We start from the raw sequence: 21,366 nt of genomic DNA, 5'->3' as shown, positions 1-21,366 counted from the left end.
AACGATTCTATCGACTAACGAAACAATCCAGCAAATAAAAGAGAAGATCAATGAAACAAATTCCTATTCCATTGAATCGAAGCAACAAGTCGAGAGTGGACATCAATCCGTCCAACAAGTGTCAACAGAAATGTATAGTATACCAACCACCATAAAAGATACAGAAAAGATAATGGACAACCTAGAACATCACTCACAAAATATTGCGGTTGTCACACGTCAAATTGAAGAAATTTCTGAACAAACGAATCTTCTCGCACTAAACGCAGCAATCGAGGCTGCTCGTGCAGGAGAGCATGGGAAGGGATTTGCTGTCGTGGCTGATGAAGTCCGCCGATTAGCCGAGCAAGCCAAAAATTCTTCTGGTGAAATCGCAAGCATCCTTCATACCGTTACGAATGAAATAAGCACTGTCAGCTCTTCGGTTAACTCGTCTTCACATGCCGTTGATCGTGGCTTAAATGTTGTCCATCAAACAGCCGAGACATTCACCAATATTTCAAAGGTATTCACTTTATTCACAGATAATTTTAAGACTATCCTTTTCTCTATTGACCAAATTGCCTCAGAATCTGAAACAGTCGCTCGGCACACACAAGGCATGGCCCAAATGGTGAGGGAAACGGCAGCCTCTACTGTTCAAGTGTCAGCAAGTCAAGAAGAAATGACTTCTTCTATGGAACAAATCAGCTCTTCCACCCAAACGTTGACCGCAATGGCTCAAGAATTACGTTCAATTGTTGATCAATTCCATATTGAGTAGAAGAGTACATAAAAAAAGAGGGAGGCACTTAGTACCTCCCTTCTTCTATCAACTCTTTAATTTCTACTTAAAAATAAAACAGACTCCTTAAATAGGAGTCTGTTTTTGCAAAGGCTAATTATGCTTTTTGAACGTTAGCAGCTTGTGGTCCGCGTGCGCCTTGTTCTACTTCGAAAGATACTTCTTGACCTTCTTCAAGAGTTTTGAAACCTTCGCCTTGGATAGCTGAGAAATGTACGAATACGTCTTCTCCACCTTCAACTTCGATGAAGCCGAATCCTTTTTCTGCATTAAACCATTTTACTTTACCGTTTTCCATATTTGTTGCCTCCTAGTGCGTGTTACACACAATGTATTACTATTCTTGCTCTAAATGATATCCAGGCGAAAAGTATCATTTTCTTCCCATATCTACCGAACAAAAATAATTACTAATAAGGATAACAGATAGATTTTCAAATAGCAAGTGTTCTAGCATACTAGAATTTCGTTTGACATAACTAGTTAATTTTCAACAATTTTCGCATCCGCACTACTGACGATTCTGCTTTCCCTACTATAAAAGTTGATACTACTATAGGTTTATAGCAGTCTCGACTATTTGTCCTAGTTACAAGCGAAAGTCATCGGTAGAAAAATTTGTCAGTTTAAAGGTTGAACTTTAGTTTTCTTTTAAATAGGCTGTTTTCGCAAAGATTGTGGCTTTTTGAATAAGAAGGAATCCTTTGACTTGTATGACTTCGTGCTCTTTTCCTAATGAAAAATTCTTCAGCCTATCCTCAAAAAACTGTCCTAGCTAATTGACTTAGTAAGAATTTAGTAGAAGACAGACGATTTTTAATACAATCCAACTTCCGCTTCCAATGCCCCTCCTGTAATCAAGTAATAGAACTGTCGTGCCTCCTCCCCGTACAATCTGGCTACTTTTTCTTGACTTGCTTGATATCGATAAATCGACAAAGTCTGATTTTGATGGATAGAGATTTCATATTCATTCATGATAAAATCCATTCCGATAACTAACCCATTATTATTAGACCAGCGTTGTCTTTCAAGAATATCCTGAACCAAAGTACGTTCATGTGGAGTATCAATGATTTTCACGATTTCTCCTTTATCAATGTTTGGAACATTTCTTTTGACCAAGAAAATTTGTTCGTTTCCTTCTTTAAATATACTCAAATGATAAAACGACGCATAGACGGCAAACAAAAGAAAGGATAACAGGATTAAGCTTAATAAAGAGAAAGCAAATCTTCTTACAAGCCTTTTCTTCAAACTCAATCCATCATAGGAAACTACAGTATTTTGTAATTGTGCATCCATAAGCTGTTTCTTTTCTGTACTGAGACTTTGCAATGGCAACGATTTTAAACGAGCGTCAATCTCATCATTGTGTTTCTCAATATGCTTCATCTTCTCTACCTCCTAATTCCTTCCTTAATAAAATCTTTGCTCGATGATACGTTATTCTTACCTTATTTTCGTTCCATTTGAGAACTGAAGCCGTTTCAGAGACGGATAAATCCTTAATTCCGCGTAAAATCACCACATCTCGATACGTCGGTTTCAAAGAAATGATAGCCTGATAGATTTCATTTTGACTCTCATTTTTGCTCCATATTGTTTCTGGAGTGTTAGTATCACTTGGCTCCTGAATAGAATCGAAAGAAGTCCACTTCTTCCATTTTCTTTTTCTCATTTCATCTACCGCTACATTTCGCGCTATGGTGAAGAGCCATGTTTTCGGACTAGAATTACCATTAAAATAATCTATCCCTTTTATTGCCTTAATAAATACCTCCTGTACTAAGTCCTCCACCTCAGTAGTTCCCATTCGATATAACAGGAAATGATAGACGTCATCACTGTATAAGTGAAACCACTCCGAAATTTTCTCCTCCCTATCCATACCATTCTCCTCTTTATTTAGTTCTACTAATTAGACGTTTATAACAAAAAGAAATTTCATTTTTCTAGGCTGTTTTCTCAACTTAATATAATCCATTAAAAGGAGAGGTCCCGGAGCATCATTTAGACTATTTTCGAACGAAATTCATACGAAAAGATCCTTAAAAAAACTATGAAGTATCTATAGAGTTTTTAATGATTACAACAGCATCTATGAACAAGATTATGAGTAAGACTTTAAATATCGCTGACAATTGTTGAAGAAAAAAAGCATTCGATTTACACCCTGCCAAATTACAAGGAATTTTTTACCTATAGGGGATTTATCTTTCCTTTTTGCGCACGACTTTCTCCCTTTTGTGCACCACTTCCGATGATTTGCGCACCACTTTTCCCTTTTATGCACGACTACATATCACCAGTAGAATCCCACTATTGCTTTCTGCTTAGAGGATTTGCCTATCATGATAAACATATTCAACTTATCATTGCTCACGAGTTTTTTCATTTAACACATCATATGCAATGTCAAATTTCAGGGATATAGTAGACTGGATCAATCATACATTTTCCTGATACATGAAGGAATCGATGTTGATTCTCCCTCAAAAATAGTTCAACCAGATTCATTTGAATATTTTGCTTTTGAAGAAGATAAAGAGTGGATTCTGTTCATTCAAAAAATGAATCTCAGTTTGCCCAAATGCAGAGACAAATAAAAAAACATCCGATTACTCGGATGCATACTTGATGATGCCGTGTACATAGACGGAATATTCACGGGGAATATATTCTCTTAACTTAATTTTACCTTCTTTTTCTAATTCAGCGACCATTTCTTCAATAGCTAGTGCATCCTTCGAAGTCGATGCAGGAATTTCAACTGAAAAAAAATTCCCACGATTAGCATGTTGTAGATTTTTCAATAATTTTTCTTTATTCATTGGGTCACCCCTTCACTACGTTATGTATTCTTTTCGACTTAAACGCCCTGAATCCCTTCAATAGTTGCAAATTGTTTTAAAAATATTACACATTCGCTTAAAAAATCTGCTATAGTATGATGATTTTCATTTCAGTTTGTATAAGATATGAACTTCTCGTTCAATCAAACGGGATATTCCAGCCGACTACCGAGCAGCTGACTCTTTCTAAGGCGCAGAGAATTTCTTGGGAGAATTCGATTTCAAGATGCTTTTAATAATATTTATTAATTTTTATTTGCTTTCAATTCCATTAACTGTTACAATAAAGAAGAATTATTTTTGTTCGGTGTAAAGGATAGTATAAGCATATGACTTTTCTTCTTGATGATCACTTTGGGCAAGGATAGTAACACATTGTGTGGGTAACACACTAGGAGGAAACATATTATGGAACAAGGTACAGTAAAATGGTTTAACGCAGAAAAAGGATTTGGATTTATCGAGCGCGAAGGTGGAGAAGATGTATTCGTACATTTCTCAGCTATCCAGTCTGAAGGTTTCAAATCATTAGACGAAGGTCAAAAAGTTACTTTCGACGTTGAGCAAGGTGCTCGTGGAGCGCAAGCTGCTAACGTTCAAAAAGCGTAATAACTATTATGCAAAAAAACAGACCCTTTTATAAGGGTCTGTTTTTTTATAGGCTACAAATAGAAAGTTGCCTAGCTTGAAGTTATAAGCCTATCCGTCCATTAGGTCAATGAACAACTTCCGATCAGCTCCTACTACATGTCGCTAATATGCGGTCGCCGCCAGCGAGCTTTTCGTATACCTTATTGCTATTTAGTCTAATTTTAGATAGAACCTCTCTTTTTTCTGTTGATTCACATCAAAAATAAACGACATAATCCCCCGAAACAAAGCAATATTCCCATCTATTGACCGGTGAAAAGCTGCACTCTTTGCGAAAATAGCCATTAAATTTTTACTAGAAATGCGAAGTGGCTCTTCCTGAGATGGCATTTGACACGAGCTTCAAGGTAATTTTACAGGTCTTTCTTCACGAGGAAATTTCTACTCGGATTTACACCATAAAAAGCAGACTAATAATCATTAGTCTGCTTTTGGGTTCATGTATAGTATTGTTTTTTCTCGATGTGAGAACCAACACTAATGAAGTGAGTACATTGATGCAATATTAGCCTTTTTGTACGTTAGTTGCTTGTGGTCCACGCTGACCTTGTTCTACTTCAAAAGTCACATCTTCGCCTTCTTCTAGCGATTTGTACCCCTCACTCTGAATGGCTGAAAAATGCACAAATACGTCATCTCCACCATCACGTTCAATAAATCCAAATCCTTTTTCACTGTTAAACCACTTAACTTTACCACGTTCCATTTTTTGTTGCCTCCTAGCATTATTACAATTTGCAATTGTTGTTGCTCTTATATTTTACCCACTTTACCCTTACTCTAATCCAATAATCACATAAAAAAAGCTGTTTTCGAATAGATTGTGGTTTTTTGAAAAAGTCCTCCTATCGTTATGGAGAATGACTTCGGGCGTCTTTTCGCACTATTTTTCACACAAAATGAGGAAAGAAAAGAGTTCTCTATCCGTTTTTACATGCTAGAACAGCTTATGCGAAAAGAGCATAAAAAAAACCTCTCATTGAGAACTAATTTTCTAGATCCAAGAGAAGGTATTCCTATATAAGAGTAAGTTTGATTTTACGATTGAATCACATACTTTGATTTAATAATTGAGAAGCTTGGTCTTCAGTGATACCTCTACTTACTTCTAATTCTCCTACAAAAAGCTTTCGTGCACTGTCTAACATTTGTTTTTCACTAGAATTTAATGTTTTACCTTTCTGTATACGCAATAAATCACGTACGACCTCAGCTCCCTCTTTGAATTTACCTGACTTGACCTTATCGGAGTTGATTTTGTATCGCTCTTTCCATGACAAAGAAGAATCTGACTCTCCATTGTGATAAATCTCTAACACATCTTCCGTTGAAAGCTTGTCCGTGACCAAACGAATATTAGAATTGGCAATCTTATCTTTAGGAATTAGCACCTGCATATCATTTTTAGGAATTCTAATCACGTAATACTCCCGTATTTTCCCCTGTATTTCTTTCTCTTCTAATCCTTCGATAACCCCTGCACCGTGCATAGGGTATATAATATGACTGCCAACTTCAAATAATTGTTCCAAATAGGACACCTCCATATATAATACTCTTATCATAGCACTACATTCATTTTTTAGCAAATTTACTATAATATCATTAATAAAATATATCTGTCAATAGTTTTTATCTAAAAAAACAAAAAAAAAAAAAGAATTAGTTGTTTACATACCCGTAAATCTTTATTTAAAGCAGTAAAAACCATCTTACAAATTGTAATTTTCTTCATAAAAAATCCATGTACAAAGAAAAACCCTTGCTTTCGCAAAGGTTTCCATCGATGGAGCATAGCGGGATCGAACCGCTGACCTCTTCGCTGCCAGCGAAGCGCTCTCCCAGCTGAGCTAATGCCCCGTATTCAAAATATTGGACTAGTTATTATTATACTGATTTCATGAAAAAATTCAATACTTATTGAGAATTTTTTGTAACATTTTTGTTAGGTAATCGTCTACTTGACAAATAAACTGTTTTTTAGAGTGATGGGAGGAATGAATATGCGAAAGACTATTTGGGTCCTTAGTTCGATTATTCTCTTGATTTCGATGGCCGTTTGGATCTATTTTCAACCTGATAAACTAACCCTTCAGGCTAAAACGTCTCTTGAGGAAGATGGTATGGTGGTGCTCCAAAATCAAATATGGGAGATTGATTTTTCTAGTAGCGTGGATGAACTTAGCTTAACCGAACGTTCTATATACGCAACAAATGAACAGGGGGAAAATGTACCAGTTTCCCTTGAACTCGTTGAGAATGGAAAGAAGTTAATAGTATTTCCTCCCGAGAATGGCTATGACTTAGAAAGTAATTTATATACACTGCATATTACGAATGCTGTAAAATCGATATCCGGAAGCAACCTAGAAGATGAAATAGAAATTCCCTTTAACGTTATGCCTGAATTACCGACCATTAAATCGGAACAAGTCTTAAAAAACTACTTTCTACCGGCACTGAAAAAGCAAAGAAGTCAACAACAACAATTTTTTAAAGAAGATACTACCATGCAAAGGGCAGAAGCTCAAACTTCTTCAGCAGATGAGTCCTCTAATGAGAGTGGAAACAACTATTCCGAGACCAACAATCAAGTCCAAGGTGTAGATGAAGCGGATATCGTTAAAACCGATGGTAATTATATATATCAGCTCGCCAATCAATCCTTAGTCATTACCGACACACACGATCCCCAAAATTTATCGATTGCTTCGAAAACCTCGTTTGATAACGGCTTTTCGGCTAGAGAATTATTTTTAGACGGAGATATATTAGTTGTAATTGGAGATCGGTGGGAGATGCAAGAACAGGAAGTTATCGCTCAATCCTCTAGTTCTATGCCCGATGATCGAATGCACTTTAACGGAATGACCTATGCCTACCTTTATGACGTATCGAACCGAAGTGAGCCAACATTAATGAGAGAAATCGGTTTAGAAGGTAATTATGTTACCTCTAGAAAAATAAATGGCTATGTCTATCTCGTGGCTCAGCAGTATCCAAACTTTTGGTTACTGGAAGAAAAAGAAGAAATCGATTTACGCCCAAGATTCTTTGATTCAGAACAAGGCAGTACAGTACAAACAATTGATTATTCAAATATAAAATATTTCCCTGGGTCTGAAGAAACCAATATCACACTTCTAACAGCCATCAATATTAAAGAACCACAAGTTAAAGTAAACATCGAAACGTATTTAGGTAGTGGCCACGAGGTGTATATGTCCCGTGACAATCTGTATCTTTCTATTCCAAAATACACTGATGTTTCTGATGGACATATGCAATCCCCAGATACAGAAATTTACAAATTCGCTGTCCGTGGAATGAACATTCATTTTGTCAGTAAAGGAAAGATAAATGGAACGATATTAAATCAGTTTAGCATGGATGAACGAGACGGACACTTGCGAGTGGCGACTACAAAAGGCTTAGCTTGGAAGGAAGGTGATCCTTCTACTAATCATCTCTATATCTTAGATGAAAATATGAAGCAAGTAGGAGCAGTCGAGAATTTAGCCAAAGGAGAACGCATTTATTCCGTTCGTTTTATGGAAGGGAAAGCGTATGTCGTCACTTTCAAACAGGTGGATCCTCTTTTCGTCATTGATGTGAGTGACCCTAAGGCGCCCACCGTTCTTGGTGAATTAAAAATTCCCGGTTTCAGTACGTACTTGCACCCTTACGATGAAAATCACTTAATTGGTTTCGGGTTTGAAACTACCCTCGTTAAAGATGACAAACAGCTTAATAGTCCACCTAGAGTGTTAACTGGAGGAATGAAAATTTCTTTATTTGATATTACTGACTTCCAAAATCCAAAAGAGCAAGCAACCGAAGTAATCGGTGGAAGAGGTACGTATTCTTATATGCTTCATGACCATAAAGCACTACTTCACCACAAAAAGAATGACTTATTCGCCTTCCCGGTTTCTGTCTATCATGAAAAAGAAGGCTCTCTTTATGAGCAAGAACTCGATTATCAAGGCGCGCTCGTATACGAAATTTCTCCTACTAAAGGCATCAAACAACAGGCTACACTAACTTTTAATGATCAGCGATTAGATGGAGGACCGGAGAAAGATATGTATGAAAACTGGGAAAACGAAATTCAGCGTTTACTCTATATTAACGATGATTTATTCACTCTTTCCTCTTCAAAAATCGGTTCGTATGATCTCGCTACCTTTGAAGAGCAGGATATTCTCGAATTGGATATTAAATAAAATGACAGAAGTAGGTAACCATTAGTCTCTATCCAGCACACATCGGCACTCACATGAAAGACAGAATAGCAAGTACGTAAAAAGCTCAGGGGATCTGAGCTTTTTCTTGTTGTGAAGACCATTTCATTTACGTATTTTGCTTAAGAGTTTTCCTGATAATCAATTTAGAATGGTTCAATTTTCAGATCTAACCTAGTCAACCTGCTCCCTTATAAATGTGGATATGAATTGTTAAATTTGTACATTATGATCAATAATTTCGATGAGACGTTGAGTTTTTTCTGATGATACACTCTCCGATAATCTCGCAGCCGCAATAATGGGTGCCCATTGAAAAATTTCATCTCTAGATAAACCGCTCTTCTCACAATAAAGACGTAGATACATTTCAGCCAATTCTAAGGAAACCTGAGAGTACAAAAGATATGTTCGATATACATCAGCACGTAAATCTCCTGCACTTGAATCAACCCAATCGATAACACTAACTTTACTCTCGAACATAATTAAGTTAAATAAATGATAATCCCCATGACAGAGTCTTTCCTCAAACGATATTAATTCCATTTTTTTAATTAAAATCGATTTAATTTTACTATCTAACAAAGGGGCATTTTCTACTTGCCGACTTATTTTATCAGACATGAATTCAATAGAATTGGCTTCAATTTGATGAATTTTCCGTTGTATGTCAACAGATAGGTTCATATAATATTCTGTTTCGCCCCTGTTATTAATGACTAAGTCACCTATTGTTCTTCCTTTTACATACTCCATGATGATCACTTGCTTATTATCTATTCTTGTTACATCGAATACTTCCGGCACAGCCAGTCCACACGAATAGGCATATTTTTGTTTATACGCCTCCTTTTGGGATTCCATATCCGATAACGCTTCATTAAATACTTTATAAATCTTGTTATTATAAAGGTACACCTTTGCTGTATTTCCTACTGCAACCGGGCTACCTAATTCCACTCACTCTCACTCCCTATATTTGTTTATACTAGCTTTTTCCGAAATAGGACTCTATCTTGATTTGGTCCATCATAGTCGTGAATGACAGTTTTTTCATCAACTTCTTTATTTCCTTGCTCTATTTCAAATCCCATTTTTTCATAAAAACCAACGGATACTTTATTTATCGAACAAGTAATCAAACTGACATTTTTTCTACTGTACTTCTTAATCACATCATAAAATCGACTATAAAGCTTCTTACTATTGTTTCACCCTCGAAAATCGGATGCACCTCAATAAAATGGGTATATGTTCATCAGATTTCGACTGAGAGAGGATACCTATTAAGAAGCCAACAATTTCTTCATCTTCTTCAGCTATAAAGCTTGTTTAAGTGAAATGCACAATAAAGAGCTTCGGTAACCTCTCCGCCATTATTCTTCCACTCCAACACATGTTTATCAATGGTGAAATAGTATCCTAATTAGAATTCTTCACTAAACGAATCTCCACCATTAACACCTCCCCGTACAAAGCTATTTTTCATTTTAGGTACCACTGCCTTGAGCTCCAGTAAGTCATCTATCACCAAATCAGCCTGAGCTAGTTCATCTTCTCTTGCGAAATCAAAATTACATCCAATTGCAATTAGACCATTATCTTTAGCTGCATTAATATCAGATAGACGATCACCGACTACTGCCCCTTTTTCAATAGCATATTTTTTGATTATGGTCTGAATTAAGTCTCCTTTATCCAACGTTTGTATTTGTTGAATACTAAATGTTTCAGTAACCCATTTGTCCAAATGATAATAATTCACAATCGCTTTCAAATATTCCACCAAACCATTACTCGCGATGTAAATCGAATAATTATTTTCATTTAAATAACTGAAAACATCTTCTACATTCGGATAAAGAGCTCCTTTCCCTTTCTTAATATTCTCAATTAAGCTTTCAAGAAAATAAGCATCCGTTTGTTCTCTTGTCTCAATTGAATGATTTGGCAATAACACTTCCCATACTGTAGGTAATGGAACACCCATTATTTCGCGGTATTTTTTTATAGGCGTTTCTGCGTCCCATTTACCAATCGACCTTAAATAACTAAACGTATCATCTAGAGATAATTCTAAGATTTTATCTGTTTGAAATAGCGTTCCATCCATATCAAAAATCAATGATTGTTTCATTGCTTTCTCTCCCTTTTCACTACGATAGAATAACTTAACCTTACCTACCTACATTTAACTAACCTATCCTTACACAAAATAATTTAAATTCCCTATTTATATTAACATTAAATTCCACTCTTTTGTTAGCCATATCAAAGATCGTTCCAACTAACCGTTAGCTCAGCATAGTTTTTAAAGGGATTTCAATAAATATAAGTACTTTCACATTCATTGTTGCAATTAAAATTCGATGGTATCCTCTATTTAGTAAGTGATTCCCTTCAAAAGCTATGAAAAAGATGCTCCTTAATCCATAAAAAAAGAGAGTATTGCTAAGCGAATTACCTCTCTTTTTTCACTATTTTCTCCCAAAAACGAAACGGCATAGTTGAATGAGCCCTTTTTTATTTTCTTACGATTGTTATGTAATAATAGCTGTTCGTCCATAATGAGAGAGACTGGAGGAACAAGAGATGATGCCCTTTTACCATATGTTTCTACGTTGGCCACTCGTTTGGCGAATCTTAATTATTGCTTTAGTAGTGATTTTTTTATTTGGGATTTCCATTCATTTTGTCGAGCCAGACACCTTCCCCTCCATCATTGACGGCCTCTGGTGGGCGATTATTACTGCTTCTACTGTAGGTTATGGAGATTTATATCCTGTCACCTTAAAAGGACGCTTCCTAGGTGTACTGTTAATCTTATTGGGTGCCGGGTTTTTAAGCACCTATTTTGTCTCTTTAGCGGCTACAGCCGTTACTACTCAGAATGCACATTTACAAGGAAAAGGAGCTCATAAATTGAAGAATCATGTCGTCATCGTCGGTTGGAATGAACGAGCAAAAGAATTGATTGAACAAATCTCTTCTCTTCGTCGTACTGTTGAAATTGTTTTAATTGATGAGACTTTACAAGAAAATCCTTCAAAAAATCATCATCTTCATTTCATTAAAGGAAAACCTTATCAAGATGGTATTTTATTAAAGGCGAGTATCCGAGAAGCTGACATCGTTATCATTACAGCCGATCAAAATAAAACAGAAGGCCATGCCGATATGGGATCGATCCTAACGTTACTCGCTATTAAAGGGTTGCAACCCACACTCTACTGTGTAATTGAAATATTAACGGAGGAACAAGTCATTAATGCGAATCGAGCAGGTGCCAACGAAGTCATTCAATCCAATAAACAAACTAGCTACGTCATGATGAATAGTGTCGTCTCTCATGGCATGAGTGCTGCGATTTTAACCATGTTAGATCAACTAAAAGGAAGTAAAGTACAACTAATACCAGCTCCCATTGAATGGCATGGCAAAACCTTTCAAGAGCTTAGTGCCCTTTTATTATCTGAACGCACACTCTTATTGGGAATTAAAAAAGGAGAAGAAACGATTGTGAATCCTCCCCTTCAAGAAAAAATATTTCCTGGTAATGAACTATTCGTCCTTTGTGATTAGTGCAATAATACGTCTTCCACTTCTTTTAAGTGCTGCTTCCCTACCTCTATCAGTTCTTCTGGGAAGTTTGCATCCTTGTCTTGAGGCTCAGAGAATTGATTAAATGTTCCAGAAAATGCTCCGGCATCAGCATGATCATCTAGTCCTCGCTGATAATCGTGAGAAAGCAAAAAGGGTGTCCCAATTTCTACTGTCACTCCCTTAGAATCCAGCTGGCCATCTACCGCAACGAATGGGAGACGCAAAAATTGATACCCCTCATCATCATCTATTTTATAATCAAAATATCCATGATCATAATCCCAATTTCCACCAATGGAATAGCCAAGAGGTTTTAAGTTTTCTTCAAGGTTATAGAGTTGAAAGGATTGACCCGCTAACTTCGATGGAATTTCTATCATACCGACATCTCCTTCCCTTTTTGCTTAGTTTCTCCTTTAAGAAATAATATCATGCGGCCAACTTGACCTATATAAGATTCACTTTAGCAAGAAGGCAACAACCTTAAGAGATGAAGGGATAATCTAAAATTTCTCACAAGACTTTTTTTCCAATGGCTCATTCCGTGAGCTTCGTTGCTCCTGTCACAAGAAAACCAGGCCGAACGATTTTTTCGTGTGTGCTTTCTTGCTTTTTTCTAGAAATGAAATCACCCCCAAAGCGAAGCGGTTCATTGACTATGAAATCCAATAACAATGCCCCTACGAAAAGATCCCTAAATAAAAAGAAATGTGGTTTTCAAGAAACCACACTTCTTCCAACTATTATTTAGGCTTTTTTTTGCAAAGTTTGTAACTTCTCGTACCGGCCTATGAACTGTCATCTACTTTTGTTTTTGGGCATCTGTTCGTCTATTTTTGATAGAAATCAGCAGCAAAATCAACAAAGTAAATGAAAAGGACCATTATTTAAGTCGTTTTTCAAGTTCCGCTTTCTTTTCTTCAAAGCCAGGTTTTCCTAATAGCGCGAACATATTTACTTTATATGCTTCTACGCCTGGTTGATCAAAAGGATTCACCCCTAATAAATAGCCGCTCATCGCACATGCTTTCTCAAAGAAGTAAACAAGATAACCGAATGTGTAGGCGTCCATTTTAGGAATTTCAACAATTAAGTTAGGCACTCCCCCATCGGTATGAGCAAGTAATGTTCCTTGAAACGCCTTATTGTTAACAAAATCAACCGTTTCGCCCGCAAGATAGTTTAACCCATCTAGATCACTATCCGCCTTTTCAATCGTTAACTCATGGCGAGGTGTTTCCACTTTAATAACTGTTTCAAACAGGTCACGTCGACCTTCTTGAACATATTGGCCTAATGAGTGTAAGTCAGTTGAAAAGTTAGCAGAAGAAGGGAATATGCCTTTTTGGTCTTTTCCTTCACTTTCACCAAATAACTGCTTCCACCACTCAGAGAAATATTGCAAACCAGGTTCATAATTAATCAGCATTTCAATGGTTTTGCCTTTATTGTATAAAACATTACGAACAGCAGCATATTGGTAAGCGAGATTTTCTTCTAGCTCAGATCCACTAAAAGCTTCCCTAGCATCTGCTGCTCCTTTCATCATCGCATCAATATCAACACCACTCACAGCGATTGGCAATAATCCAACAGCCGTTAATACGGAATAGCGTCCACCTATGTCATCAGGTACAACAAATGATTCAAATCCTTCTTCTGAAGCCAACGTTTTTAGCGCTCCTTTGGATTTGTCGGTTGTCGCATAAATCCGTCCTCTTGCTTCCTCTTTGCCGTACTTCTCTTCTAGTAGCTTTCGGAATATACGGAACGCAATCGCAGGCTCAGTTGTTGTTCCAGATTTAGAAATGACATTGATTGAAAAATCTCTGTCTGCTAAGAGATCCATTAAATCCTTCATATATGTGGAACTAATATTATTTCCAACAAACAACACTTGAGGTGTCCCACGTTTTTCTCCTGGAAGTGTGTTGTAGAAGCTATGGTTCAACATTTCGATTGCTGCACGTGCTCCTAAATAGGAACCACCGATTCCAATGACCAGTAGAACCTCAGTATCGCTTTTGATTTTTTCAGCTGATTTTACGATGCGTGAAAATTCATCTTTGTCATAGTTTACTGGAAGGTCCACCCACCCTAAAAAATCACTACCTGCTCCCGTTTGTTCATGTAAAGAGTGGTGCGCTACTTTGACTGCGTCTCGTAAGTATGTAAGTTCATGTTCCCCAAAGAAGGGCAATGCATTTGAATAATCAAATCGAATATGAGTCATCATTCATTCCTCCTATAATAGTTTATCCTCTTACACTTTATCGAATGACTGAGGGATAATCAAGGAACCTCTGTAGATGTAAGCGTATGCAGTGTGAATTTTTTCTAACAGTTAACTTGATTATAGATCAAAACTGACTTTCTTCTACAGATAAGCAAAGAAACACATCGACAATCCTGACATTCGACATGTTTCTTCACTCTTTTCTTTATTTCATTCTTTGAAAAAATCAAGGCAGGAACAAAATGTTAAAGAGAAGGGAGAATTTTAAAGGGATGCACGTAAAATTGCTAGTACATCTTCCTTATTTAATGGGTTAAAGTTTCCAAAATCTCCATATACAATAGTTTTTTCCGCCATTACATCTAGCTTGCTATCATCGATGTCATAATCAGCTAGTCTGGTCGGTGCGCCGAGAGAACTCCAGAATTCGCGCAGCTTGTTAATTCCTTCTATACCCATTTCTTTTTCTGTTTTCCCTTTAGAATCGACATTGAAAACACGCTCTGCTAATTGAGCAAATCGAGCCGGATTGACATCAAGATTATGCTTCATCCAGTTAGGGAATAAAATCGCAAGTCCTCCTGCATGAGGAATATCATAAACGGCCGACACGGCATGTTCAATATTATGACTTGCCCAGTCACCACGATACCCCATTTGCAACATCCCATTTAATGCAATCGTTCCTGAATAAAGAATAGTCTCGCGAAGCTGATAGTCGTCAGGATTCTCCAAGAGTTGAGGACCTACCTCAATAACTGTTTGGAGTACCGATTCACATAAGCGATCTTGCAAAGCTGTGTTCGTACTGTTGTGGAAGTATTGCTCTAGTACATGCGTCATCATATCCACCATACCGTACATCGTATGATCTTTTGGAACGGAGAACGTATTTTTCGGTTCTAAAATTGAAAACTTTGGAAAGACTAGGGGACTACCCCAACCGAATTTTTCATTTGTTTCCCAATTTGTAATCACACTTCCAGCATTCATTTCAGATCCTGTCGCTGCCAATGTTAGAACGGTTCCAAACGGAATTGCATTCTGAGGGACCGCTTTTCTTGTAATAAAATCCCAAACATCTCCGTCATATTTTGCACCCACAGCGATTGCTTTCGTGCAATCAATAACACTGCCTCCACCTACTGCTAATAGGAATTGAATACCTTCTGCTTTACAAATCTCAATCCCTTTTTGAACAGTCGTTAAACGGGGATTGGGTTCTACACCTGCTAATTCAAATATTTCGGAATCGATTTCATTTAAATATGTAATGACCCGCTCATATAGGCCGTTACGTTTTATACTTCCACCACCATAAACAACCAAAACTTTTTTCCCGAATTGAGGAACTTCATTTTTTAATTGCTCTAATTGGTTATCACCAAAAATTAATTTAGTGGGGTTAAAGAATGTAAAATTATCCATGTAAACTCCTCCTTCATCTTTCATCATTATTGACCACTGAGATAGCTTTTGCAAAAAGTTTGCTTCAAACTCTTAGTGAAGTGAAAATTTTAAAAAGGTTGTGTCCAGCTCCAGGCGCCACCGGCTCGAGGTCATAAGTCAAGCCCTGTCATGAGGCATAAAGCGCCTCAGGCCAGTCCTCGCCTTATGCTGGTCGCCGGTAACGGGCGCCTTTCGCTTTTCAGGTTTAAGCATTGGTATATTTTCATTTATTCTTCACACACTAACAATGAACCAATCCATAAGGAGGAATTCATATGAGTGTTATTCAGCGGATTGCTTTGGTTCTAACGATTATAGGAGCTGTGAACTGGGGGATCGTTGGGTTTTTCCAATTTGATTTGGTTGCAGCTATTTTTGGAGGACAGGGAGGGGCCATTTCTCGTATCATCTATGGACTTGTAGGTGTAGCTGGCCTCATTAACTTAGGGCTTATCTTCATGCCCTCAGAAGAAGTGGAAACAGAACCAGAAGCGACGCCAACTCGCTTTTAATATATCTCTGACTCAGCGATTTCGGTTATTTAAGCAAACCTAATCCAGAGAGCTCTCTTACTTTCGGCACTCAAAATGAAAAAAGTATTCACTGCGCAAGAAGTATTACTTCGAAGAGAAATGAAATAGATCTTCCGTTATGTTACTCTTCATTGTTAGGAGAGGTTTTTCCGCAAAATTCATTGCTTTTCGAACCAATCTAATAACTGTTAGATAGCTTTGCTTCATGGCATCTTTTGCCTATTTTTGATAAATAGTAACAACACAATGAAGGGTTGAATCAAAATTAGTTGATACAGCAACAATGGATAAGAAAAGACCGAGGTAAAACAATAATAGCTAGAAAAATGGGTGGCCAGTGCCACCCATTTATTATCCTAATAATTTTTTTATAATCTTTAAGCCGTATTTTGCATTTGGATATCGAAACGAAAAATCGAATTTAGTGGTCTGCTTTAACACACTTTTATAATGAGAAAAAGTCTCGAAACTGCTCTCTCCATGATAATTTCCGATCCCACTCTCTCCTACTCCACCAAATGGCAGATAAGGTGTGGCAATATGCATGATTGTGTCATTAATGCAACCACCACCATACGAAATTTCGGATATAATTTTCTTCTCTACTTGTTTATTGTTGGAGAACAAATAGAGGGCTAAGGGTTTCGGGCGACTATTCACAAAGGAAACTACTTCGTCTAAATCCTCGAACGTTAGCACCGGAAAAACGGGACCGAAAATCTCTTCTTTCATCACAGGTACATCCATATTTTCCGGAATAAGCATCGTCGGTTCAATCTTTTGAAGCTCTTCATCAACCGCCCCACCAAAAATAATTTCTCCGTTTGTTAAATATGATTCCACCCGCTTAAAGTGGCGGTCGTTTACAATTTTCCCGTAGTTTTCATTGTTAATGGGTTGATCTCCGTAAAATTTCTGTACGGTATTTTTATATTCTTGAATAAAGTCATTCTTCACATTCTTGTGAACAAAAAGATAATCTGGCGCAATACAAGTTTGACCCGCATTGGTTAATTTTCCGAAGGCGACTCGTTTAGCCGCTAACGGAATATCTGCATCCTCGTGTACAATGCAAGGACTTTTCCCTCCTAACTCTAAGGTGACAGGAGTTAGATTTTTAGCTGCCGCCTCCATAACAATTTTGCCGACAGGGACACTCCCGGTAAAGAAAATATAATCGAATGGTTGTTTTAGTAAGTGTTGATTCGTTTCTATTCCACCTTCAACCACATGTAAAAACCCTGAGTCAAAATGCGAGTTAATTAACGTACTTAAAACTTTAGATACATGAGGTGTTAATTCAGAAGGTTTAATGATGGCGGTATTTCCAGCAGCTATCGCCCCTAATAAAGGGGATATTGCTAATTGAAATGGATAATTCCAAGGAGCAATGATTAAATTGACACCAAATGGCTCTGGTATTTTCACCCCTTTTGTACCAAAGTGCGTTAATGCTGTTTTCACCTTTTTTGGTTTTATCCATTTTTTCAAGTTTTTTAGAGTGAAGTTTATTTCTTCTTTTATTATCGCGACTTCTGTCATATAAGCTTCAGCTTCAGACTTATTTAAATCCTTTTTTAAAGCGGCTAAGATGTCTTGCTCAAATTGTTCAATTAGAGATCTAAGATTTTTGAGCGTCTTTTCCCGTTGTTCAAACGAACGAGTTTTCCCAGAATCAAAATACCTATTTTGATTCTCATAAAGTGAATGGACCTCGTCGTAATTCAATTCTTGCACATGCAGTTGATTTATTTGCGACTTTTCCTTAAGAATAGGATTCATCTGTTGCTCATCTCCTTTGTATTTCATTATATTCATACCATTCCCTTTAATCCTAGATAGCAACGGAGGTTTTAATGTTTAAACATTTAAACCTTTTGTTTAAATATACTCTGTTCCTATCTCTTAGTCAACCAATATACACTGAGCTTCGAGGTACTCGCTGAAACGATTACGAAGAATAGAATGATCCGCAGACTTTTCACAGCGCCAAATTTTTTAGTTTATATATTCCTCTCTTCACTGAAAGAACGACTGAACACCCGGTCACCTTGCAATTGAATTAATAGGTGAATATTCTGCTTTTCTATCAGTGAAATCTTCCTACTTTTCGGTTAACAGTGTATGTAAAGAGCAGTACCAGTTTGCTACCGAGTCAATATTTAACGAATGTACTCAGTGAAAAGAGGTTTTTTGGTGGATAGCTAGAGCCTTCCTTCCTGATTTATGCAGGCACAAGAAGAAGCACTGAAAATACAGGCTGTTTTCGCATTAGTCTATCTAGCTTGAATGAGTTCGGCTTCAGGTAACCTTTCGCATTATTTCAAACTTTATTCTGACAAAAGGGGCCGCTTTCATTAAATTGTTCATTTAAAAGCGGCAATTAATACGAAAAGAGTTATAAAAAAGACAAACTTCTCTAGGAGAAGTTTGTCTCGATCTTTATACCCAACCTCTAAAGCGAGAAGCCTCGGCCATTTTACGAGCACCGACCATATATGCTGCTAATCGCATATTGATTCTTCGGTTCGTGGCTGTTTCATACACATTATTAAAGGCTTCGACAAGCTTCACCTTTAACTTCTCGTTGACTTCTTCCTCAGTCCAGTAATATCCTTGGTTATTTTGAACCCATTCGAAGTAAGAAACCGTCACTCCTCCCGCACTAGCAAGCACGTCCGGAACAAGTAGGATGCCCCGATCTGAAAGAATCTTTGTTGCTTCAAAGGTCGTAGGACCATTCGCAGCCTCCACCACAATTGGTGCTTGGATGCGATGAACATTTTCTGCAGTGATTTGATTGGATACGGCAGCTGGTACGAGAATATCGCATTCAAGTTCAAGCAATTCTTTATTCGAAATCGTATTTTCAAATAAAGTTGTCACCGTTCCGAAGCTATCACGACGATCAAGCAAATAATCAATATCTAAACCGTTAGGATCATATAAAGCAGCATGTGCATCTGAAATACCGACTACTTTTGCACCGGCATCATACATAAATTTCGCTAAAAAGCTTCCTGCATTCCCAAATCCTTGAATTACGACTCGTGCCCCTTCAATTTGAATGCCGCGTCTTTTGGCAGCTTCTTCAATACAAATGGTCACGCCTTGAGCGGTTGCTTTCTCACGACCTTGAGATCCACCTAACACGAGTGGTTTACCGGTGATAAAGCCTGGTGAATCATTTTCACGAAGACGACTATATTCATCCATCATCCACGCCATAATTTGTGAATTGGTATAAACATCTGGAGCAGGTATATCTTTGGTTGGCCCTACAATTTGGCTAATCGCACGAACATAGCCACGACTAAGTCTTTCAAGTTCATTCATGGACATCGTACGAGGATCACAAATGATGCCGCCTTTTCCCCCACCATATGGAAGGTCGACGATTCCACATTTTAAACTCATCCACATAGATAAAGCTTTCACCTCTTCTTCATCCACTTCTGGATGGAAGCGAACGCCACCTTTGGTCGGGCCAACAGCGTCATTATGTTGGGCACGGTAGCCTGTGAAAATTTTTATTCCACCGTCGTCCATCCTAACTGGAATACGAACTGTCAGCATCCGAATAGGTTCCTTTAATAGTTCAAATAATTCTTCTCCGTAACCAAGTTTGGTTAAGGCATCGTGTATGACATGTTGTGTAGAAGTAAACAGATTTAAATTTTCTCCCATTGCGTCTCGCCTCTTTATAAGTGTGATCTAGAACGAAGATATTGTAACATATGTGTCATGAATAATCTCGCATTTATCTGATGATTTTACTGATTTCTATTATCTTAAAACTTTTTTAATACGATCAATTGCCCAGTCTAGCTCATCTTCTGAAATGATCAATGGGGGGGCAAAACGAATAACCGTGTCATGAGTTTCTTTACATAATAGACCTTTTTCTTTCAAAGCTTCACAATACGGGCGGGCTTCTTCTGTTAATTCTACACCTATGAATAGTCCTCTTCCACGTACCTCTTTAATCATAGGGTTATCAATTTCTTTTAATTTACTCATGAAGTATTCTCCAAGTCGTAGTGAACGTTCAGCTAAGTTTTCATCTAAGAGAACATCAATCGACGCTACCGAAACTGCACAAGCCATTGGATTTCCACCAAACGTAGAGCCATGGGACCCAGGAGTGAATACACTTAGTATCTCTTTACTCGCAACTACACATGAGATAGGAAATACGCCTCCCCCAAGTGCTTTACCTAAAATGTACATGTCTGGATCAACATCTTCCCACTCACATGCAAACATTTTACCCGAACGAGCAAGTCCGGCTTGGATTTCATCTGCAATGAACAATACATTGTTTTCTTTACATAATTCATACGCTGCCTTTAAGAAGCCTTGCGGTGGCATCACAATGCCCGCTTCCCCTTGAATTGGTTCAATTAAAAACGCAGCAGTATTAGGTGTAATCGCCGTTTTGAGTGCTTCCAAATCTCCATAAGGTATAAGATTAATTCCTGGCAACATTGGGCCGAAACCACGCTTATATTCTTCTTCAGATGATAACGAAACCGCTGTCATCGTCCGTCCATGGAAGTTTCCTTCACAAGCAATGATTTCTGCCTGATTATCTTGAACGCCCTTAACATCATACGCCCAGCGACGAGCGGTTTTAATAGCTGTTTCCACTGCTTCTGCTCCTGTATTCATCGGGAGAGCCATGTCTTTATTCGTTAGTTTACATATTTTTTCATACCATGGACCTAGCTGATCATTGTGAAACGCACGAGACGTTAAAGTAACGCGGTCCGCTTGATCTTTTAAAGCTTGAATAATCTTCGGATGGCGATGACCTTGGTTTACAGCAGAATAAGCACTTAACATATCCATATATTTATTTCCTTCAGGATCTTTTACCCAAACACCTTCTGCATCTGAGATGACGATTGGCAGTGGAAGATAGTTTTTGGCACCGAATTGTTCTGTTTGTTCAATAATGGACGTCGTTTGTGTTGTCATGAATATTCCTCCTCATTGTACATTTTTT

At 37.6% G+C, this 21,366-nt stretch carries 19 protein-coding genes and 1 tRNA gene; 5 read left to right on the top strand and 15 right to left on the bottom strand.

The window, feature by feature from the left end; translation table 11 throughout:
• Window positions 1-172 precede the first annotated feature (172 nt).
• Entirely contained in the window at window positions 173-763 is a 591-nt protein-coding gene (locus U8D43_RS20910) for a methyl-accepting chemotaxis protein (RefSeq protein ID WP_442893572.1), read from the top strand.
• A gap of 118 nt (window positions 764-881) precedes the next feature.
• On the opposite strand, the gene U8D43_RS06640 is transcribed toward U8D43_RS20910, so the two are convergent.
• From U8D43_RS06640 to U8D43_RS06625, 4 genes are all read right to left on the bottom strand, one after another.
• Window positions 882-1,082: a cold-shock protein gene (locus U8D43_RS06640; protein ID WP_335870386.1), complete on the bottom strand. Its 201-nt coding sequence runs from the start codon at window positions 1,080-1,082 to the stop codon at window positions 882-884.
• 518 nt (window positions 1,083-1,600) lie between these two features.
• Window positions 1,601-2,179: a hypothetical protein gene (locus tag U8D43_RS06635; RefSeq protein WP_335870385.1), complete on the bottom strand. Its 579-nt coding sequence runs from the start codon at window positions 2,177-2,179 to the stop codon at window positions 1,601-1,603.
• Entirely contained in the window at window positions 2,166-2,675 is a 510-nt protein-coding gene (locus U8D43_RS06630) for an RNA polymerase sigma factor (protein ID WP_335870384.1), read from the bottom strand. Before U8D43_RS06630 ends, U8D43_RS06635 begins: the two co-directional genes overlap by 14 nt.
• Before the next feature lie 730 nt (window positions 2,676-3,405).
• Window positions 3,406-3,618, bottom strand: a complete 213-nt coding sequence (locus U8D43_RS06625; RefSeq protein ID WP_335870383.1) for a hypothetical protein — start codon at window positions 3,616-3,618, stop codon at window positions 3,406-3,408.
• A gap of 429 nt (window positions 3,619-4,047) precedes the next feature.
• Here U8D43_RS06625 and U8D43_RS06620 point away from each other — a divergent pair, with 429 nt between their 5' ends.
• Window positions 4,048-4,248 carry a cold-shock protein gene (locus U8D43_RS06620; RefSeq protein WP_026695320.1) on the top strand — a complete coding sequence of 67 codons (201 nt, stop codon included), beginning with the start codon at window positions 4,048-4,050 and terminating at the stop codon, window positions 4,246-4,248.
• A gap of 547 nt (window positions 4,249-4,795) precedes the next feature.
• Here the strand turns inward: U8D43_RS06620 and U8D43_RS06615 are convergent.
• The 3 genes from U8D43_RS06615 to U8D43_RS06605 form a co-directional block, all read right to left on the bottom strand.
• Entirely contained in the window at window positions 4,796-4,996 is a 201-nt protein-coding gene (locus U8D43_RS06615) for a cold-shock protein (RefSeq protein ID WP_335870382.1), read from the bottom strand.
• Between the two features lie 343 nt (window positions 4,997-5,339).
• Window positions 5,340-5,837 carry a CarD family transcriptional regulator gene (locus U8D43_RS06610; RefSeq protein ID WP_335870381.1) on the bottom strand — a complete coding sequence of 166 codons (498 nt, stop codon included), beginning with the start codon at window positions 5,835-5,837 and terminating at the stop codon, window positions 5,340-5,342.
• 240 nt (window positions 5,838-6,077) lie between these two features.
• Window positions 6,078-6,150 (bottom strand) — tRNA-Ala (locus U8D43_RS06605).
• A 143-nt stretch (window positions 6,151-6,293) separates the two neighbouring features.
• Between U8D43_RS06605 and U8D43_RS06600 the strand changes: the two genes are divergently transcribed.
• Window positions 6,294-8,516, top strand: coding sequence for a beta-propeller domain-containing protein (locus U8D43_RS06600; protein WP_335870380.1), 2,223 nt, complete (start codon window positions 6,294-6,296; stop codon window positions 8,514-8,516).
• 231 nt (window positions 8,517-8,747) lie between these two features.
• Here the strand turns inward: U8D43_RS06600 and U8D43_RS06595 are convergent, their stop codons facing one another.
• Together U8D43_RS06595 and U8D43_RS06590 are read right to left on the bottom strand one after the other, a co-directional pair.
• The gene (locus tag U8D43_RS06595) at window positions 8,748-9,497 is read right to left on the bottom strand and encodes a phosphotransferase (RefSeq protein ID WP_335870379.1); all 750 of its coding nucleotides are present in this window, start codon (window positions 9,495-9,497) and stop codon (window positions 8,748-8,750) included.
• 466 nt (window positions 9,498-9,963) lie between these two features.
• Window positions 9,964-10,674 (bottom strand): HAD family hydrolase, encoded by a 711-nt coding sequence (locus tag U8D43_RS06590; RefSeq protein ID WP_335870378.1) that lies wholly within the window; start codon window positions 10,672-10,674, stop codon window positions 9,964-9,966.
• A gap of 455 nt (window positions 10,675-11,129) precedes the next feature.
• Here U8D43_RS06590 and U8D43_RS06585 point away from each other — a divergent pair, with 455 nt between their 5' ends.
• On the top strand, window positions 11,130-12,119 hold the full coding sequence (locus U8D43_RS06585; protein WP_335870377.1) for a potassium channel family protein: 990 nt from the start codon (window positions 11,130-11,132) through the stop codon (window positions 12,117-12,119).
• Here U8D43_RS06585 and U8D43_RS06580 read toward each other — a convergent pair.
• The 3 genes from U8D43_RS06580 to U8D43_RS06570 form a co-directional block, all read right to left on the bottom strand.
• The gene (locus U8D43_RS06580; protein ID WP_335870376.1) at window positions 12,116-12,520 is read right to left on the bottom strand and encodes a YugN-like family protein; all 405 of its coding nucleotides are present in this window, start codon (window positions 12,518-12,520) and stop codon (window positions 12,116-12,118) included. The genes U8D43_RS06585 and U8D43_RS06580 overlap by 4 nt on opposite strands.
• Before the next feature lie 503 nt (window positions 12,521-13,023).
• On the bottom strand, window positions 13,024-14,373 hold the full coding sequence (locus U8D43_RS06575; RefSeq protein ID WP_335870375.1) for a glucose-6-phosphate isomerase: 1,350 nt from the start codon (window positions 14,371-14,373) through the stop codon (window positions 13,024-13,026).
• A 267-nt stretch (window positions 14,374-14,640) separates the two neighbouring features.
• Window positions 14,641-15,804, bottom strand: coding sequence for an iron-containing alcohol dehydrogenase (locus U8D43_RS06570; RefSeq protein ID WP_335870374.1), 1,164 nt, complete (start codon window positions 15,802-15,804; stop codon window positions 14,641-14,643).
• A 296-nt stretch (window positions 15,805-16,100) separates the two neighbouring features.
• Between U8D43_RS06570 and U8D43_RS06565 the strand changes: the two genes are divergently transcribed.
• Window positions 16,101-16,337, top strand: coding sequence for a DUF378 domain-containing protein (locus U8D43_RS06565; protein ID WP_335870373.1), 237 nt, complete (start codon window positions 16,101-16,103; stop codon window positions 16,335-16,337).
• Window positions 16,338-16,709: 372 nt separating this feature from the next.
• On the opposite strand, the gene U8D43_RS06560 is transcribed toward U8D43_RS06565, so the two are convergent.
• The 3 genes from U8D43_RS06560 to U8D43_RS06550 all read right to left on the bottom strand — a co-directional run bounded on the left by U8D43_RS06560 (window position 16,710) and on the right by U8D43_RS06550 (window position 21,338).
• Window positions 16,710-18,167, bottom strand: coding sequence for an aldehyde dehydrogenase (locus U8D43_RS06560; RefSeq protein WP_335870403.1), 1,458 nt, complete (start codon window positions 18,165-18,167; stop codon window positions 16,710-16,712).
• 633 nt (window positions 18,168-18,800) lie between these two features.
• Window positions 18,801-20,045: a Glu/Leu/Phe/Val family dehydrogenase gene (locus tag U8D43_RS06555; protein WP_335870372.1), complete on the bottom strand. Its 1,245-nt coding sequence runs from the start codon at window positions 20,043-20,045 to the stop codon at window positions 18,801-18,803.
• 99 nt (window positions 20,046-20,144) lie between these two features.
• On the bottom strand, window positions 20,145-21,338 hold the full coding sequence (locus U8D43_RS06550) for an ornithine--oxo-acid transaminase (protein ID WP_335870371.1): 1,194 nt from the start codon (window positions 21,336-21,338) through the stop codon (window positions 20,145-20,147).
• Window positions 21,339-21,366 lie beyond the last annotated feature (28 nt).

This window comes from Bacillus sp. 2205SS5-2 (genome assembly GCF_037024155.1).
In the GTDB taxonomy this organism is placed as follows: domain Bacteria; phylum Bacillota; class Bacilli; order Bacillales; family Bacillaceae_K; genus Bacillus_CI.
This window is presented reverse-complemented; position numbering and strand designations above follow the sequence as displayed.

Bases quoted from the DNA above. Each gene is read 5' to 3' on its own strand.
- U8D43_RS06555 (WP_335870372.1), bottom strand. From the start codon at position 20,045: ATGGGAGAAAATTTAAATCTGTTTACTTCTACACAACATGTCATACAC.
- U8D43_RS06570 (WP_335870374.1), bottom strand. From the start codon at position 15,804: ATGGATAATTTTACATTCTTTAACCCCACTAAATTAATTTTTGGTGAT.
- U8D43_RS06610 (WP_335870381.1), bottom strand. From the start codon at position 5,837: ATGGAGGTGTCCTATTTGGAACAATTATTTGAAGTTGGCAGTCATATT.
- U8D43_RS06625 (WP_335870383.1), bottom strand. From the start codon at position 3,618: ATGAATAAAGAAAAATTATTGAAAAATCTACAACATGCTAATCGTGGG.
- U8D43_RS06635 (WP_335870385.1), bottom strand. From the start codon at position 2,179: ATGAAGCATATTGAGAAACACAATGATGAGATTGACGCTCGTTTAAAA.
- U8D43_RS06585 (WP_335870377.1), top strand. From the start codon at position 11,130: ATGATGCCCTTTTACCATATGTTTCTACGTTGGCCACTCGTTTGGCGA.
- U8D43_RS20910 (WP_442893572.1), top strand. From the start codon at position 173: ATGGACAACCTAGAACATCACTCACAAAATATTGCGGTTGTCACACGT.
- U8D43_RS06575 (WP_335870375.1), bottom strand. From the start codon at position 14,373: ATGACTCATATTCGATTTGATTATTCAAATGCATTGCCCTTCTTTGGG.
- U8D43_RS06620 (WP_026695320.1), top strand. From the start codon at position 4,048: ATGGAACAAGGTACAGTAAAATGGTTTAACGCAGAAAAAGGATTTGGA.
- U8D43_RS06590 (WP_335870378.1), bottom strand. From the start codon at position 10,674: ATGAAACAATCATTGATTTTTGATATGGATGGAACGCTATTTCAAACA.
- U8D43_RS06600 (WP_335870380.1), top strand. From the start codon at position 6,294: ATGCGAAAGACTATTTGGGTCCTTAGTTCGATTATTCTCTTGATTTCG.
- U8D43_RS06560 (WP_335870403.1), bottom strand. From the start codon at position 18,167: ATGAAATACAAAGGAGATGAGCAACAGATGAATCCTATTCTTAAGGAA.
- U8D43_RS06580 (WP_335870376.1), bottom strand. From the start codon at position 12,520: ATGATAGAAATTCCATCGAAGTTAGCGGGTCAATCCTTTCAACTCTAT.
- U8D43_RS06630 (WP_335870384.1), bottom strand. From the start codon at position 2,675: ATGGATAGGGAGGAGAAAATTTCGGAGTGGTTTCACTTATACAGTGAT.
- U8D43_RS06565 (WP_335870373.1), top strand. From the start codon at position 16,101: ATGAGTGTTATTCAGCGGATTGCTTTGGTTCTAACGATTATAGGAGCT.
- U8D43_RS06615 (WP_335870382.1), bottom strand. From the start codon at position 4,996: ATGGAACGTGGTAAAGTTAAGTGGTTTAACAGTGAAAAAGGATTTGGA.
- U8D43_RS06550 (WP_335870371.1), bottom strand. From the start codon at position 21,338: ATGACAACACAAACGACGTCCATTATTGAACAAACAGAACAATTCGGT.
- U8D43_RS06640 (WP_335870386.1), bottom strand. From the start codon at position 1,082: ATGGAAAACGGTAAAGTAAAATGGTTTAATGCAGAAAAAGGATTCGGC.